The following is a 14,062-nucleotide window of genomic DNA, read 5'->3' as shown; positions in this document are numbered from 1 at the left end:
AAGACAGAGTTCATTCATGGAGAAACATTTAGAAGCCAGGCCGAACTGGACGTGGCCTTATTTGATTATGTCCACTGGTACAATAACATTCGAATTCACGGGACATTAGACTACCTTACCCCGGTCGAATACAAACAGAAGAACCTTAAAAAAGTTGTCTAATTTTGTGTTGACAATCCACTTGTCCCATTAAACTGTTATTGGGACTCACACACCTCAGCACTCATTACACCTGTCCCATTAAACTGTTATTGGGACTCACACGCCTCAACACTGCATCACACCTGTCCCATTACACCATTAATGGGACTCACGCCTCCACTATCGCACCACCGCAGTCCCATAACCATCCACACCTCCTTGAGGCCACAGGCTTTTTTCAACACCAACCGGCCAATTTAAAAAACGAGAGCCTCCTTAGGCTCCCGCTTATTTTTCCTGCTTTTTATCTGGGTCTGTCGGGTCACTGGCTTCATCATCACTCGCATCTAGTGTGATCTTCCCACAGGCAATTCGTTCACCTGAGTCCCCTGCCGGCTGGGACATCCCGTCATCTTGACCAGCGTGCATCACAATCGAAGTCCCTTCATCTCTCAGCAAGGATTTCTGCCCTTCCTTGAGTGTCGCTTCAGGAAGCATCAACTCCGCCTCGACAAGTCCACTGCCATCCGCTTCGACGTTCGGCATATCTCCGACGTGTGCTCCTTTTGCGTTCATAAGACCGTGATCCTTGGACATCGGATTAAAGTGGTTGCCGGCTGACTTGAAGTCAGGTGCTTCGCATTTTGGAAATTCATGAATGTGAACAGCATGAACGCCCGGTTCCAGCCCTTCGACTGTGAGCTTAACCTCCACCCCTTCAGGCACTTCCTTGAAGACAGCTGTACCGATTTTGTCGTTATTCGTATTGTAAATCGATGTATTTAAAGGAGACCTCTTTTCATCCATGCATCCACTGAGCACAACTAAGGTAAGAAGCGTTACCCCTATCCATTTCATCATGTAAATCCCCCGTTCTATAGACATTCTTTTCAACAGTGTCTCCTCGTGAACGGAAAATATACGAACTCAAAACAAAAAGCCGCGCTCCTGGCACGACTTTCAATAATCATGATTCTGTTTTTCTTCTTCATACGACTGATCCGTTTTCTTCTCTTCTTTTTGTGAAGATTTTATAATAAAAATCATCGTGATCGCTGCAGCAACAACAAAGAACAATAATGAAATGACGGCAGGAATATATTCGGACTTATCTTCTGGAAAATAGAGAAATTCCATCATAGGCGTTTCATCCTTTCTTCTATTGCCATTATAGCAAATCTTAGAAAGTGTTTTCATCCTCGTCACGATTTCTTCACAATTGTAATCTTTGATACACTACTCATAAGAGGAGGATGATGATGACAGCATTTCAAAATGGTGACCTCGTGAAAGCTCACTATAAATCCGGCATTTACGTCGGCAAAGTAGTGGAAGACCGCAACCGCTTTTACCTTGTGCAGATCCTTGCGGTAGAGAAACACCCGATGCAGGGCGATTTACACAACCCAGGAAAAACAGAGAACGTCTTTTTTCACCAGCGGAAGGCATTAAGCTACTTAGAAAAAGCAAATATTCAAAAAGAAGCGGTCCATCCATACGAAGGAGATCAAGCTCCTGATTACCAAAGCTCGCTAAAGGAATCTGTGGACAAGCTGCGACACAAGCTGGAACGCCGCGAGACAACCTTCAACGAAAGCGCCAAAAAACAGCTCGAAGACCTTGAGAAACAATACTTCGGATGAATAGACATACTAAAACCCGGCTCAGGCCGGGTTTTAGTATGAATCAATTTCCTGGTACTTTTAATTTCCGCTTTTTCTTGACAGGCTTACCATACACCTTGTTTGTAATCTTAGGGGCTTGTTCAAATAAAATCATGCCGATGAACGCCGCAATGACGATGTAGAGCCCACTGAACACCTTCAACACCCCTGTTGCGACACTGGCCATGACGACGGAAAATTCCCCTCTTGCACATAAGGAGAAGCCCGCCCTCATCGAAGCCCGCTTCGACAGCCCATACAAAGGACCCCCGATGATTCCGAGAAGTACTTTGGAGAATACCGACCAGATGACAATCGTGATCAGGAGCCCGGACAAAGGTACCCCGTCACCTAAGTTAATCGTTGTCCCGAAGTAAATAAAGAACGTTGGAAGCATCAAATCACGCACGGGTACGACCGTCTGTTCAACTTTTTCAATCTTGCCGATTTCTGCAAGCATCATCCCAGCAAGGAACGCTCCCAATACCTCTGAGAGTCCTAATAGCAGGGCCAGTCCTCCATAGGAAAGGGCAATCCCGATAAGTAAAGCGATTTTGAAATCTTCATCATCAATTTTATCCAGAAATTTCTCGAACTTTTTGAATACCGTCTTCCCTAGAATGATTGCCAAAACGGTCAATCCGATGATTTTACCGACAAGCAGCAAGAATGTAATGGAAGTAAAGCTCTCTCCAGAACTCACCCCGAACAGGATGGCGACCACAATCGGTGCGACCAAATCCTCAAAGATTAAGATCGCGAGCATGAATTCTGTTTCCGTGTTGGCCATTCGCCCCCGGTCATCCAGAAGCTTTGCTGTGATGGACGAGCTGGTGGCATACACCAGCGCCCCGACTAAGAAGCTTTCGAACAGATTGAGTCCGAACAAGTAGGCGATTCCAGTAGAAATCCCTAAACTGAGGAAGACGTCCAATAACCCTGAAGGCCATATTTTTTTAGCAATGCCTCCGAGGCGTTTCACATTGAACTCTAATCCGAGCAGGAAGAATAGAAGCACAATGCCAATTTCACTTGCAAAATGCAGTAATTCATTATCATGAAGCACATCAGCTAATATAATCCCTAGTATGATATACAAAATGACGTTGGGTAGCTTGATTTTGATGGCTAAATACCCTAAGTAAAAAATGAATAACAAAATAAGCCCTGCCCCAAGCAAGGCCGGAAATTCAGTATGCACCAGTGATCATTCCTCTCCTTTACACAAGTCGGACAAGGTATCGATTTGATCCTGCTTTCCAATTGTCATGATGACATCTCCTGGCTGCAATTTCGTATCGGCTTCCGGAATGGCGATGGTCTCGTCGCCTTTGACAATCCCGATGATTGTCGCCCCGGTTTTGTTACGTATTTCTGATTCTTCGATCGTCTTATAAGCAAGCGTCGATTTCTCGAGTAGTTCGACCCAGTCGATGACGATCTGATTTTGAAAAATCTTCAGCTTATCTGCATCGACAGGCTGATAAGTTGCCCCTAGTAATTGGGCTCCTAACTCGCGCGTCTCATCAGAAGTCAGGTCCATGGCGAAATCGGCTTCTTCACTGTCTGCATCCTCAAAGAAGTACAATTCTCTTTTCCCTGTATGGTGGACGATGAGAACGAGCATGCTCTCTTCACCGGTCCGCAGCGAAATCTTCTGGCCGATTCCTGGTAATTTCGAAATGGATATATTCACGTTTCTACACTCCTTACCCCGTTAATCACTCATGACTTTATCAATAAACACCGTTGTTTCTTTTGAAAGATCAATCACTTCTACATCATAATTGTTCATCAATTCATTGTTCTGAAAAGCTCGCACAACCGGACGCTGCGGCAGCCCTTTGTTCTGTGCCGTAACCGTTCCGTATTTTCCGTTGGACAGACGAACGTTCGATCCATTCGGGTAGATGGCGATGCTTCTTAAGAATTGCCACACCATGTCGTGGTCATACCATTCCCCCGTGTAACTAAGGATTTTTTCACATGCTTCATAAGGCATCAAAGGCTCAGACCCATCCATTGGCGCGACTAAATTGTCGTAGTCGTTCGCTATGCTGACCACTTTAGCGTAGGCATGCACTTTTTCCTCAGTAATACCGCGGGGTTCTCCGCTTCCATCGAGTCTTTCGTGGTGCTGGAAAGCCACGTGGGCGACCAGCGTGCTGAGCTCCCTGCTTTGACGAAGGATATTGAACCCTTTCCACGTGTGGTGGTTTTCCCGACCAGGTTGATCGGGAGCCGATTTGCCGACATCATGCAGCAAGGCCCCTGTCCCGAGTTCTTTTAAATCTTTAGGGGTATATCCCATCTTCATACCGATTAAAACCGACATGATCGCGACATGTGTGGAGTGAATCAGCAATTGATTTCCTGTTGTGCGGATGTCATTCATGTGAAGCAGCACATCTTTAGAGTGCATCAGTTCATCCATGATTTTTTCTGCGGATTTACCGATCTTCTGCGGGTTGAAGTCTTTTCCTGATTGAATATAGTCAAAAGAACTCGATAAGTTCGCCATCACTTCGCGTTTGGTCTCTTCATCGAAAGAATCCTCTTGTTCTACTTCTATTCCTTCAGAGTCCATTAAGTAAACCGCTTCAACCCCCATATTCTTCAACCTTGATATAATTCCTACCGTAAAGGTGACCCCTTTATTTAAGAGGATCCGCCCGTCATCCGCATAGATATTCTTACCAAGCTGATCATTTTGTTGGATTTTGTCAATCGAAGCATAGCGCATAAGTCCCTCTCCTAAGCAGTGTTCTGTAATCCTATTCTATCAGCCCTCCATGCGAATACAACACTATTTGTTTTCTACTTTTCGGTGTGGTACTTTAAAATAGTCGAAAGATACTGAGGAGGTAATTCGTATGACAACACATATTGGTGCTAACCCTGGAGATATTGCAGACAAGATTCTTCTTCCAGGAGATCCACTACGAGCTAAATATATCGCAGAGAATTTCCTTGAGGATGCCGTTTGCTATAACGAAGTCCGCGGAATGTACGGCTACACAGGTACGTATAAAGGAGAGCGCATCTCTGTACAAGGAACGGGAATGGGCGTTCCATCCATTTCTATCTACGTAAACGAGTTGATCGAAGGATTCGATGTGAAAAAATTGATCCGCGTCGGTTCCTGCGGAGCGCTTCAAAGTGACGTAAAAGTCCGCGACGTTATCCTTGCTTCAACATCTACTACAGACTCTCAAATGAACCGTATGGTATTCGACGGCATCGACTTTGCCCCGACAGCTGACTTCGGTCTTTTGAAGAACGCATATGACGCAGGTGAAGAGAAAGGTCTTAACCTAAGAGTTGGAAACGTCTTCACAAGCGACAGCTTCTACCGCGACAATGCCATGGACATGTTCAACCTTCTTGCGAAGTACAATGTCCTTGCCGTTGAAATGGAAACGACAGCGCTTTATACGCTTGCCGCTAAATACAACCGCCAGGCACTTTCTGTTCTTACCGTCAGCGACCACATCCTGACAGGCGAAGAAACAACAGCAGAAGAGCGTCAAACCACGTTCAACGATATGATCGAAGTAGCGCTTGAAGCAGCCATTCAAGACTAAATGGTTTATCCCCGGTTTTAATACCGGGGCTTTTTTATTTTATTCAAAAACAGCTTCTCTGGATTGAGATAGCTGCCCACTTCAGTTCCTTAACAAAAAACTGGACTCTTTCATTTAGAAAAGAGTCCAGTTTTCAGGATGTCGAGAAAGTCCTATCGGTTCTTAGAAAGTTTGAGAAGCGGTGTTGGCACAGAATAACGTTCGGCTTTCCGCATCCCCGCTCGGTTCTGTTCCCACTACTTAGGTATAGTGGGGTGGAAATGGGGAGACTCCTGCGGAATTTAACGGACAATGGCGAGATCCCCGAAGACGAAGTCTGAGGCCCCAAAGAATCAAGGATGTTCGAACTAAAACCGCTACGTCCTGTGGCAACGTCGAACGACCCAACGTCCTGTTGGGCCTCGGAAAGCAAATTATTTTCCACCCCACTTAACTCTCAATTCGGTACAGAACCTTTATCAACATCCTAACTATTCTCGATCAAGAATCCTGATAACGTTTTGGCCATGACGCCTGTCGGTCCTTTGGGTCCAAGCTCATGGGCCGATTCTGCAACAGACGTACCTGCAATGTCCAAGTGTACCCACGGCGTGTCTCCAACAAATGCGCCAACAAACGCACCGCCCATAATAGCGTGGGCTTTTCTCGTAGGTGAGTTGTTCAAGTCGGCAATATCACTTTTACGGACTTGGGCTTTGTAATCTTCATTGTATGGAAGCAGCCAAATCGGCTCTCCTTTTGTTTCTCCAAGTTGTTGGACCTGCTTATAGAATGCTTCGTTATTGGTCATCGCACCTGTCATCCACGATCCAAGTGCGGTTACAACACCACCTGTTAAGGTTGCGACATTGATGATCCGCTCCGCACCTTCACGTTTCGCGTACGTTACACCATCCGCCAAGGCCAGTCTGCCTTCTGCATCCGTATTCAGCACTTCGATCGTTTGACCGCTCATGGACGTAATAACATCATCCGGTTTAAAGGCATCACCTGAGATCATATTGTCAGTAGACGGAATGACCGCGATTACATTCTTCTTCGGCTGAAGGCGTCCGACGGTTTCCATCGCACCAAGAACAGCAGCCGCTCCTCCCATATCGCCTTTCATCCCCGGCATTCCCGTCTTTGTCTTAATGGAATAACCGCCTGTGTCATACGTGATTCCTTTCCCGACAAAGGCCGTGACATCCGTCCAGTTCTCAAGTCCCTGGTACTTCATCACAATCATTTTCGGTGGCTCTGCTGACCCTTGATTGACGGCAAGGAGCGCCCCCATCCCAAGGTCCTCCATATCCTTTTTGTCTAAAATGTCGATTTCCATGCCGAATTCCTTCGCCATTTCAGTGGCATATTCCGCCATTCTTGTGGATGTCAAAATGTTGGCCGGTAAATGAACGAGATCACGCGCCTTATTGACGCCTCGTCCGTACGCTTCCCCTTTGTTGAGAAAAGAAAGGAGATCATCTCCCCCCTGATCCGTTTGCACGTATAGTTTCGTCAACGCCGGACGTTCCAGCTTGTTTGTTTTGAACGTGGGCAGTGAATAGGTGGAGGTCACAATCGATTCCCCTAGTAATTCCGCCGCTTCTTCTCTACTCATATCACCTCTAACACTTTCAAGGCTTACCGCTATTTCTTCCAGTCCGTCTTTTTGGACCTTTTGAAACGCATGGCCCGCCGCTTTGCGGAAGCGATCCTGCGTCATCGATGCACGTGCCCCGAGACCAACGACATACACTTTTTCCGGAAGCCCTTCCTCAGCAAAATAAAGCGTCGCCACTTGTTTATAAGTAGAGGATACATCCCCTCTCTTTATGTACGTATCCACATTTTGCTTCAAACGCTCATCCTGAATGTTGATCGATTCTTCTTCATGCAATCCAACGATCAGCGCGCCTCGCACGCTATCTTCTTTTGATAAAATAGTAAACATGATCGTAACACCTCCAGCACTCAGTATACAAAAAATTTCGTCGTTTGCCTTCTCAAACGGGGCAGTTTTATTGGAATTATGGTATAATGGTCTTGTTTTCAATACCGAATGACATAATCATTGCTCAACCTCATATAGCTGGAAAGGATGTCACCATGTTGCTCGATTTACTACATAACTTCCCCTTATGGGCGTCGATTGCGTCGATTTTTTTCGCCCAAGCTGTCAAAGTACCAATCCAATTTATTGCCTCAAGATCCTTCAACCCGTCTCTAGCTCTCAGCACGGGTGGAATGCCGAGCAGTCACTCAGCCGCTGTCACGGCCCTTGCTACAGGGGTTGGGATTGAACAAGGGTTTGATTCTCCCATCTTCGCCGTAGCTTGTGTCTTCACCATCATCGTCATGTTCGACTCTACAGGCGTCCGTCGACAAACAGGTGAACAAGCCATCATGCTGAACATTCTCGTCAACGACTTCAACCGTTTCGTCAATGAAGCCAAAGACTGGGGAAAGAAGGAAGAGTACCAAAAGAAAGAAGAACTGAAAGAGTTGCTTGGTCACCAGCCGATTGAAGTATTTTTCGGTGGCTTGACCGGAATTCTGCTCACCTTCCTGATCCACTCATTGATTTATTAAAAAAAACCTGCCAATCGGCAGGTTTTTTTAGTCTTTGATTAACTGAGAACGGAAGACTTGAAGGGCTTCTGTTTCATTTAAGGCCACAATCTCTTCTTCTGTAATCGTTCCGTCACCCTCTTCGATGACATAGACCTCTAGCGTTCTCTTCCCCCATTGCGTATAGACATCGTCCACTGTCGGGTAGTAGAGATCAAGCTTTTTCCCTTTGATTGCACTTCCTTTATCCGCTACCACTCCATAACCATAACCAGGTATGAACAATACCGTTCCAAGCGGAAAGACATCCAAGTCCGCTGCAATCGTCGAATACAAATCACGCTTCACTTCTACGCCTGAAAAAGTAATACCGTACTCAGGATGATCCGGCGTTTTCCCTGTGGACTCAACTCCTGCTGTGTACCCCGTCGCGACGACTGTATGACTCGGGAATTGACTCAAATCCACGGCTTCCTCCAAGTCCTTCGTCACTTCAACAGAAGCACTGGAGATGTATCGCTGCTGGGCTTTCTTCACCTTAAGCGATTTGTCGTTCAAAGCCACCTCATCATGACCTTCTATTTCGGCCCCTTCAAAAGATTCCTGCTTGAACTTCGCAGCAATCCACTCGTCCATATCGGAAAGGGAAAGATTCGATACATTACTCACAGTAAAGTAGAACGCTAATACGAACAATAAGGCCAAACCAAGATTCCAATGACGTTTGTTCATGAAATCACCTCTAGGTGTCATCATGTCCAAACTTGCAGGAATTATTCTTTTTCCACCTTTGAATTGCAGCGATTCAGGCAAATAAAAACGCCATTACAAGGCGTAATGGCGTCGTATGTATCAAAACATTTGATAACCGCTTTTTCTTAACTTCTTAATGACCAAGCCTGCTACAATCGTGCCGGCAAAACCGCTTGCCAAAATCACAATGTCCACGACTTTGAGGTTGGCAATATGAGAAAAAACATCCGGAAACGCTGTGCCCGGCTGCGAAAAGTAATTCGTCCACGGGAAGTCATCCACAATAAATAATACAATGACAGGATACACCACTGACATGATCCATGAAGAACGCAGGATCATATTCAAGAGAAACGATATCCCGAAGAACAAGACAAAGAACAAAAGCATTGAAACGATAAATTGTACGATATTCAACTCATTTCCCCCTAAAAAAACATCACCATGGTTCATTTTATATGGGTTTATGTAAAATGGCAACTGAAGGTCTGATCTTTTGGCAGGCTCTCTTTAAAGTGCTGATGTTGGTTGGCATCCTTTACAGCCGTAGAGTGGATTGTTTCTTTGTGTCCGCGGGTTGTGCAACCTGAGACAATTGTTTTTATCGACGTTTCTTCTCTCACAGCACGCCAAAACGTCGTTTATATTGCTTTTATCGACGTTCCTCCTCTCACAACATGCTAAAACGTCGTTTATATTGCTTTTATCGACGTTCCTCCTCTCACAACATGCTAAAACGTCGTTTATATTAGTTTCATCGACGTTCTTCCTCTCACAGCATGCTGAAACGTCGATGATCTTGCTCTTATCTACATGAACTTTTCAATCAAGCAAAGAGGTCCATTATCCTCTCTACAAATAGGCACAAAAAAAGCAGAGGTGAACGCTCACCTCTGCTTTTCCATCTATTTAGAAGTTGAAGAAATTCAATTTACCTTTTTTCAGAACGAGTGGAAGACCACCGAGCTTCAGAAGGTAGCGGTTGTCGATGATTTTCTTCATCGCAGACGCCTGCCATCCGAATAGCTTCTTACCGTCGAAGATTACACCGATTGCGTCGTCATCACCAAGAGAAGCCACTGTACCTTGAATGTTCGGTACGAAGTCTTCTTCGTGGCCTCCGCCGCGGATCTGGCTTGTTAGGAATCCTGCCAGGTGCTCAGCCTGCTGAATCGCGATTTGAGCTGTTGGAGGATAAGGACGGCCAGACTCTTCGTTCATGATAAGCGAGCAGTCTCCGACGATGAATACATCGTCATAGCCTTTCGGACGAAGCTGTCCGTCTACAGGTGTACGGCCGCGGTTTGATTCGAAACCAGCGTTTTCCACTAGAGAGTTTCCACGCACACCAGCTGCCCAAACAACTGTGTTTGTTGCGATTTCTTCGCGCTCTTCGTCTTTTTCAAATACAAGCTTATTCTCTGTTACCTCTTTGATCATCGCACCGATCTTGAACTCAACACCGCGTGCTTCAAGAGAGTTCATCGCATACTCCACTAGTGCAGGATCGAATCCTGGAAGGGCTGTTGGAGCGGCCTCAACGTTGATGATACGAACTTTTTCACGAGGAATGTCGTATTCTTTACATAGTTCCGGTACACGGTTTGCCAGTTCCCCGACAAATTCGATACCTGTGAATCCAGCTCCACCTACAACGATGTTCAGACGCTCTTCATTCGGCTCTGCTTCATTGTTGTATTTAGCGAAGTTATATTCGATGTGCTGACGAATCAGACGTGAACTGTTGATGTTGTTGATCATGTAGGCATTTTCCTGAAGGCCAGGGATGCCGAATGTCGCAGCTTCGAAACCAAGACCGATGACAAGATAGTCGTAGTTCAACTCACTGTTTTCAAGAAGAACTTTTTTCTCATCCTGCTTGATTTCCGTTACTGTGTCTTGTACAAAATCAACGCGGCTTGTGTTCACAACGTCTTTAATTTTGATACGGGTACGATCATGGTGAAGCGTACCTGCAGCGTTTTCGTGCAACCACGTCGTTTGGTAGTGGTAGTCATGCTTGTTCACCAATGTAATTTTCGCATCATTGGCACCGAGTTTTTTCTGGAGCTTAACAGCGGTCATAATTCCTCCGTACCCTGCACCGAGGATGACTATGTTAGGACTTTTCATTAGAAATCACTTCCATCTCGTAAATTTTTTACCCAAAGACTGTCGTTTGTGACTACTTTCACATTATGAAATAAAAAAAGATTGCCGATTTATAAAAGAAGTTGTCACAATATCGTAATAAGTTATCTAGTCCCATCTTAGACCTTTTTTTTATGATTTTCAACCCAAAATACTGTTATCGAAATAATGGAAAAATTCCTTTTGATGTAAAGGCTTACTCCAAGGTAGAATTCCCATCTATAAAATTTTTATGATAGAATGTAGTTTAGTGACATTTTTCTACAGGAGGTACATGATGAGCGATAAAATATATGATATCACCGTAATCGGTGGTGGTCCTGTTGGACTGTTCACAGCTTTTTACGGCGGTATGCGTCAAGCAAGTGTCAAAATTATTGAAAGCCTTCCTCATTTAGGGGGGCAGTTAACGGCCCTTTACCCTGAGAAGTACATTTATGATGTAGCAGGATTTCCTAAGGTACGGGCTCAAGAGCTGGTCGACAATTTGGAAGAGCAGGCGATGGCTTTCGATCCGACCATTACCTTGAAAGAAGAAGTGAAACACGTCGAACGCGTTGAAGACGATGTGTTGAAGCTGACGACAAACAAAGATGTACATTATACAAGAACCATGATTGTTACAGCTGGAAATGGTGCCTTCGCACCACGCAAGCTGAAAATCGACAACACAGAGAAGTTTGAAGACACAAACCTCCACTACCACGTGACAGACATGGATCAGTTCAAAGATAAAAACGTACTCATTGCAGGAGGCGGAGACTCGGCTGTCGATTGGGCTTTAATGCTTGAACCGATTGCGAAACAAGTTTCCATCGTGCACCGTCGTGGTAAGTTCCGTGCCCACGAACACAGTGTAGAGCAATTGATGAATTCAAATGTCAATGTCTATACGCCTTTCGAGCCTTCTGAACTTGTTGGTGAAGAGCGTATCGAACAGGTAAAAATCAAAGAAGTGAAAGGTGATCGTGAAGAAACCATCGACGTAGACGACGTCATCATCAACTACGGCTTTATCTCTTCCCTCGGTCCAATCAAAGATTGGGAATTGGAAATTGATAAAAACAGTATCGTCGTCAATTCCAAGATGGAGACGAACATCAAAGGCATCTACTCCGCTGGAGACATCTGCACCTACCCAGGTAAGGTGAAGCTGATCGCATCCGGTTTCGGAGAGGGCCCAACGGCAGTCAACAATGCCAAAGCCTACATCGACCCCAAAGCCCGCGTTCAACCGAAACACTCAACAAGCATGTTCGGCTGATCCCTCAGGGTTTCAAATACTGTTTAAACACAAAAAGGAGCCATCAATGGCTCCTTTTTTACTTTCACAAAAGATATAGAGAAAGCTTCTGTTACATGTAGGGTGGACTGTGAGATGGAATGTAGTAGGTACAGGGCAGAGCGGGGATATTGAGAGCTGAATGTTCCCCTATGCAACTATAGTCTTTTCCAGTCGGCAGCCCAAGAGGTTCCACCTCCACTCCATAAAGATGTCGGCGAAACTGCGAGACTCCAATGGGAGCAGAGTACAGGTGAGATCCCGCAGCGACCAATGAAGCGAGGAGACTCAGCGGACGCCCATGGAAAGCGAGTTGTTTCGCCAACACCGCTTCTCAACCTTTGAAAGAACCGATTAGACTTTCTCGACAATCTGACAAAAAAAGGAGCCTTCATCGGCTCCTTTTTCATTAACAGTTCGGATCTGGTGTACCAGCATTCGTTGCTGTCTTGAATGATGATCCACATCCACAAGAAACAATGGCGTTCGGGTTATCGATTGTAAACCCGCCACCCATCATATTTTGTTTAAAGTCAATCGTCGTACCTTCAATAATCGGAGCATCCTGTCTGTGAATGACAACTGGGATACCGTTCGAATCTTCCAGTAGATCTAATTCTTCATTTATGTCCTCTTCAAAGCCCATAGCGTACGACAAACCACTACAGCCTCCACCTTTCACACCAAAACGAAGGCGGATATTCTCAGAGTCTTCATCTTTCATCATTTCTTTAATTCGGTGACTGGCCGCTTCTGTAATATTCAGAATCATCCCGAGTCTCTCCTTTCCTTTTCCTACTCTCAGTATACTTTGCACACATAGGTTTATCAAATATCTCATCACAGATGTAACTTAAACTTGAATTCAAATCCATTATACAGGATAATAGTATTAGTACTATAGGAGGTAGGTGAGCGATATGGACAAAAAATTAACACCGACATTCGATAGAGAGGTTCAATGTACCTACTGTGAATACTCATTTACTACGACCAAAATACGGTCCCGGTTTATTAGACCCGTCTCCACAGACACGCTGTTTTTCACCACATATGAGGACCCGGACATTAACCCACTCCTCTATCATGTTCATGTCTGCCCTTACTGCGGCTATGCTTCTAACGATCAATTCTCCACTAGTATTCCTCTGCACCTGAGAAAAGTGATTCAGAATAACTTGTCAAGTCGATGGAATCATCAGGATTTCACGGGTAAAAGGTCTTATAAAAAAGCCATCAACGCCTTCAAATTATGCATCTTAACAGCATTACTAAAAGAAGAAAAGCCTGTCGTGCTTGCCGGCTTATATCTACGAACAGCATGGTTATACCAATACACAGAAGACCCTGAACAAGTCGAACGATTCATGAGACTGGCTCTTGTGACGTATGAAAAAGCCTACGAGCAGGATCGATTGGATGATCCGAAAATGACACCATTGAAAGTCCTCTATCTCATCGGAGAGCTTCACCGCAGGCTCGGACACGACCGTGAAGCGATCCAATACTTCTCTAAAGTGATTGAGAAGAAAAAAGATTTCATCGATCCTAAAGTAGTCGAAATGGCCAGAGACCAATGGCAGCTGACACGACAGGAAAGAAAAAAAGTACACGCCCAATAAGAAAGACAAAAAAGACTTCACATCCAAGTGAAGTCTTTTCTTATAGGGTTTCGTCCAGATGTTTATAAATGTTGTCGACAAGTTCTTTCGGCGAATCTGCCATAATTCGATCACCATCCACGATGGCATAGAGCATCTGTGAGCAGAGCCCACAATTTCTAAGGCAGCCATAGTCCACGACATCCAAGTCCGGATCTTTATCTAATATTTCAAACGCTTCCTGCGAGCCATTGATTAAGTTATTCACACAAAATTCGATTAACGGATTCATCCACTTCACCTCAATCTCTGGATGAAACCCCAATGCTCATTATT

At 45.1% G+C, this 14,062-nt stretch carries 17 protein-coding genes; 6 read left to right on the top strand and 11 right to left on the bottom strand.

The genetic code is table 11. The features are described 5' to 3' along the window. On the top strand, nucleotides 1-162 hold a 162-nt coding region (locus LCM20_RS14395; RefSeq protein WP_225195724.1), incomplete at its 5' end, for an IS3 family transposase. 267 nt (nucleotides 163-429) lie between these two features. On the opposite strand, the gene LCM20_RS14390 is transcribed toward LCM20_RS14395, so the two are convergent. Together LCM20_RS14390 and LCM20_RS14385 are read right to left on the bottom strand one after the other, a co-directional pair. Further along, nucleotides 430-1,002 (bottom strand): superoxide dismutase family protein, encoded by a 573-nt coding sequence (locus LCM20_RS14390; RefSeq protein ID WP_225196177.1) that lies wholly within the window; start codon nucleotides 1,000-1,002, stop codon nucleotides 430-432. 99 nt (nucleotides 1,003-1,101) lie between these two features. Continuing rightward, complete coding sequence (locus LCM20_RS14385) at nucleotides 1,102-1,281, bottom strand: hypothetical protein (protein WP_225196176.1); 180 nt, start codon at nucleotides 1,279-1,281, stop codon at nucleotides 1,102-1,104. Between the two features lie 119 nt (nucleotides 1,282-1,400). Between LCM20_RS14385 and LCM20_RS14380 the strand changes: the two genes are divergently transcribed. Beyond that, nucleotides 1,401-1,784, top strand: coding sequence for a kinase-associated lipoprotein B (locus LCM20_RS14380; protein ID WP_225196175.1), 384 nt, complete (start codon nucleotides 1,401-1,403; stop codon nucleotides 1,782-1,784). Between the two features lie 43 nt (nucleotides 1,785-1,827). Here the strand turns inward: LCM20_RS14380 and LCM20_RS14375 are convergent, their stop codons facing one another. Genes LCM20_RS14375 through LCM20_RS14365 form a run of 3 tightly spaced genes read right to left on the bottom strand, consistent with a single transcriptional unit; the run spans nucleotide 1,828 to nucleotide 4,548 of the window. Next, complete coding sequence (locus tag LCM20_RS14375) at nucleotides 1,828-3,006, bottom strand: cation:proton antiporter (protein WP_225196174.1); 1,179 nt, start codon at nucleotides 3,004-3,006, stop codon at nucleotides 1,828-1,830. A 6-nt stretch (nucleotides 3,007-3,012) separates the two neighbouring features. Continuing rightward, entirely contained in the window at nucleotides 3,013-3,501 is a 489-nt protein-coding gene (locus LCM20_RS14370; protein WP_225196173.1) for a cation:proton antiporter regulatory subunit, read from the bottom strand. A gap of 21 nt (nucleotides 3,502-3,522) precedes the next feature. Continuing rightward, nucleotides 3,523-4,548 (bottom strand): HD-GYP domain-containing protein, encoded by a 1,026-nt coding sequence (locus LCM20_RS14365; protein ID WP_225196172.1) that lies wholly within the window; start codon nucleotides 4,546-4,548, stop codon nucleotides 3,523-3,525. A 130-nt stretch (nucleotides 4,549-4,678) separates the two neighbouring features. Here LCM20_RS14365 and deoD point away from each other — a divergent pair, with 130 nt between their 5' ends. Then, complete coding sequence (gene deoD / locus LCM20_RS14360) at nucleotides 4,679-5,389, top strand: purine-nucleoside phosphorylase (RefSeq protein WP_225196171.1); 711 nt, start codon at nucleotides 4,679-4,681, stop codon at nucleotides 5,387-5,389. Nucleotides 5,390-5,855: 466 nt separating this feature from the next. Here deoD and LCM20_RS14355 read toward each other — a convergent pair whose 3' ends face one another. Then, the gene (locus LCM20_RS14355) at nucleotides 5,856-7,322 is read right to left on the bottom strand and encodes a leucyl aminopeptidase (RefSeq protein WP_225196170.1); all 1,467 of its coding nucleotides are present in this window, start codon (nucleotides 7,320-7,322) and stop codon (nucleotides 5,856-5,858) included. A 155-nt stretch (nucleotides 7,323-7,477) separates the two neighbouring features. Here LCM20_RS14355 and LCM20_RS14350 point away from each other — a divergent pair, with 155 nt between their 5' ends. Further along, a complete protein-coding gene (locus tag LCM20_RS14350; RefSeq protein WP_225196169.1) occupies nucleotides 7,478-7,960 on the top strand; it encodes a divergent PAP2 family protein in 483 nt (160 codons plus the stop codon). Between the two features lie 27 nt (nucleotides 7,961-7,987). Here LCM20_RS14350 and LCM20_RS14345 read toward each other — a convergent pair whose 3' ends face one another. The 3 genes from LCM20_RS14345 to LCM20_RS14335 form a co-directional block, all read right to left on the bottom strand. Further along, complete coding sequence (locus LCM20_RS14345) at nucleotides 7,988-8,671, bottom strand: 3D domain-containing protein (RefSeq protein WP_225196168.1); 684 nt, start codon at nucleotides 8,669-8,671, stop codon at nucleotides 7,988-7,990. A 120-nt stretch (nucleotides 8,672-8,791) separates the two neighbouring features. Beyond that, a complete protein-coding gene (locus LCM20_RS14340; protein ID WP_225196167.1) occupies nucleotides 8,792-9,109 on the bottom strand; it encodes a YuiB family protein in 318 nt (105 codons plus the stop codon). A gap of 492 nt (nucleotides 9,110-9,601) precedes the next feature. After that, nucleotides 9,602-10,825: an NAD(P)/FAD-dependent oxidoreductase gene (locus LCM20_RS14335; RefSeq protein WP_225196166.1), complete on the bottom strand. Its 1,224-nt coding sequence runs from the start codon at nucleotides 10,823-10,825 to the stop codon at nucleotides 9,602-9,604. Nucleotides 10,826-11,120: 295 nt separating this feature from the next. Here LCM20_RS14335 and LCM20_RS14330 point away from each other — a divergent pair, with 295 nt between their 5' ends. Beyond that, nucleotides 11,121-12,107 (top strand): NAD(P)/FAD-dependent oxidoreductase, encoded by a 987-nt coding sequence (locus tag LCM20_RS14330; protein ID WP_225196165.1) that lies wholly within the window; start codon nucleotides 11,121-11,123, stop codon nucleotides 12,105-12,107. A gap of 427 nt (nucleotides 12,108-12,534) precedes the next feature. On the opposite strand, the gene LCM20_RS14325 is transcribed toward LCM20_RS14330, so the two are convergent. Further along, nucleotides 12,535-12,897, bottom strand: coding sequence for a HesB/IscA family protein (locus LCM20_RS14325; RefSeq protein ID WP_225196164.1), 363 nt, complete (start codon nucleotides 12,895-12,897; stop codon nucleotides 12,535-12,537). A 148-nt stretch (nucleotides 12,898-13,045) separates the two neighbouring features. Between LCM20_RS14325 and LCM20_RS14320 the strand changes: the two genes are divergently transcribed. After that, nucleotides 13,046-13,747, top strand: a complete 702-nt coding sequence (locus LCM20_RS14320; protein WP_225196163.1) for a DUF2225 domain-containing protein — start codon at nucleotides 13,046-13,048, stop codon at nucleotides 13,745-13,747. Nucleotides 13,748-13,787: 40 nt separating this feature from the next. Here the strand turns inward: LCM20_RS14320 and LCM20_RS14315 are convergent, their stop codons facing one another. Further along, nucleotides 13,788-14,018 carry a YuzB family protein gene (locus LCM20_RS14315; protein ID WP_225196162.1) on the bottom strand — a complete coding sequence of 77 codons (231 nt, stop codon included), beginning with the start codon at nucleotides 14,016-14,018 and terminating at the stop codon, nucleotides 13,788-13,790. Between the last annotated feature and the right edge of the window lie 44 nt (nucleotides 14,019-14,062).

The organism is Halobacillus litoralis (assembly GCF_020171725.1).
GTDB lineage: Bacteria > Bacillota > Bacilli > Bacillales > Halobacillaceae > Halobacillus > Halobacillus litoralis_F.
This window is presented reverse-complemented; position numbering and strand designations above follow the sequence as displayed.

What these genes read in the sequence shown, in the direction of transcription:
- LCM20_RS14390 (WP_225196177.1), bottom strand. Translation starts at nt 1,002, where the DNA reads ATGATGAAATGGATAGGGGTAACGCTTCTTACCTTAGTTGTGCTCAGT.
- LCM20_RS14385 (WP_225196176.1), bottom strand. Translation starts at nt 1,281, where the DNA reads ATGATGGAATTTCTCTATTTTCCAGAAGATAAGTCCGAATATATTCCT.
- LCM20_RS14380 (WP_225196175.1), top strand. Translation starts at nt 1,401, where the DNA reads ATGACAGCATTTCAAAATGGTGACCTCGTGAAAGCTCACTATAAATCC.
- LCM20_RS14365 (WP_225196172.1), bottom strand. Translation starts at nt 4,548, where the DNA reads ATGCGCTATGCTTCGATTGACAAAATCCAACAAAATGATCAGCTTGGT.
- deoD (WP_225196171.1), top strand. Translation starts at nt 4,679, where the DNA reads ATGACAACACATATTGGTGCTAACCCTGGAGATATTGCAGACAAGATT.
- LCM20_RS14355 (WP_225196170.1), bottom strand. Translation starts at nt 7,322, where the DNA reads ATGTTTACTATTTTATCAAAAGAAGATAGCGTGCGAGGCGCGCTGATC.
- LCM20_RS14350 (WP_225196169.1), top strand. Translation starts at nt 7,478, where the DNA reads ATGTTGCTCGATTTACTACATAACTTCCCCTTATGGGCGTCGATTGCG.
- LCM20_RS14345 (WP_225196168.1), bottom strand. Translation starts at nt 8,671, where the DNA reads ATGAACAAACGTCATTGGAATCTTGGTTTGGCCTTATTGTTCGTATTA.
- LCM20_RS14335 (WP_225196166.1), bottom strand. Translation starts at nt 10,825, where the DNA reads ATGAAAAGTCCTAACATAGTCATCCTCGGTGCAGGGTACGGAGGAATT.
- LCM20_RS14330 (WP_225196165.1), top strand. Translation starts at nt 11,121, where the DNA reads ATGAGCGATAAAATATATGATATCACCGTAATCGGTGGTGGTCCTGTT.
- LCM20_RS14325 (WP_225196164.1), bottom strand. Translation starts at nt 12,897, where the DNA reads ATGATTCTGAATATTACAGAAGCGGCCAGTCACCGAATTAAAGAAATG.
- LCM20_RS14320 (WP_225196163.1), top strand. Translation starts at nt 13,046, where the DNA reads ATGGACAAAAAATTAACACCGACATTCGATAGAGAGGTTCAATGTACC.
- LCM20_RS14315 (WP_225196162.1), bottom strand. Translation starts at nt 14,018, where the DNA reads ATGAATCCGTTAATCGAATTTTGTGTGAATAACTTAATCAATGGCTCG.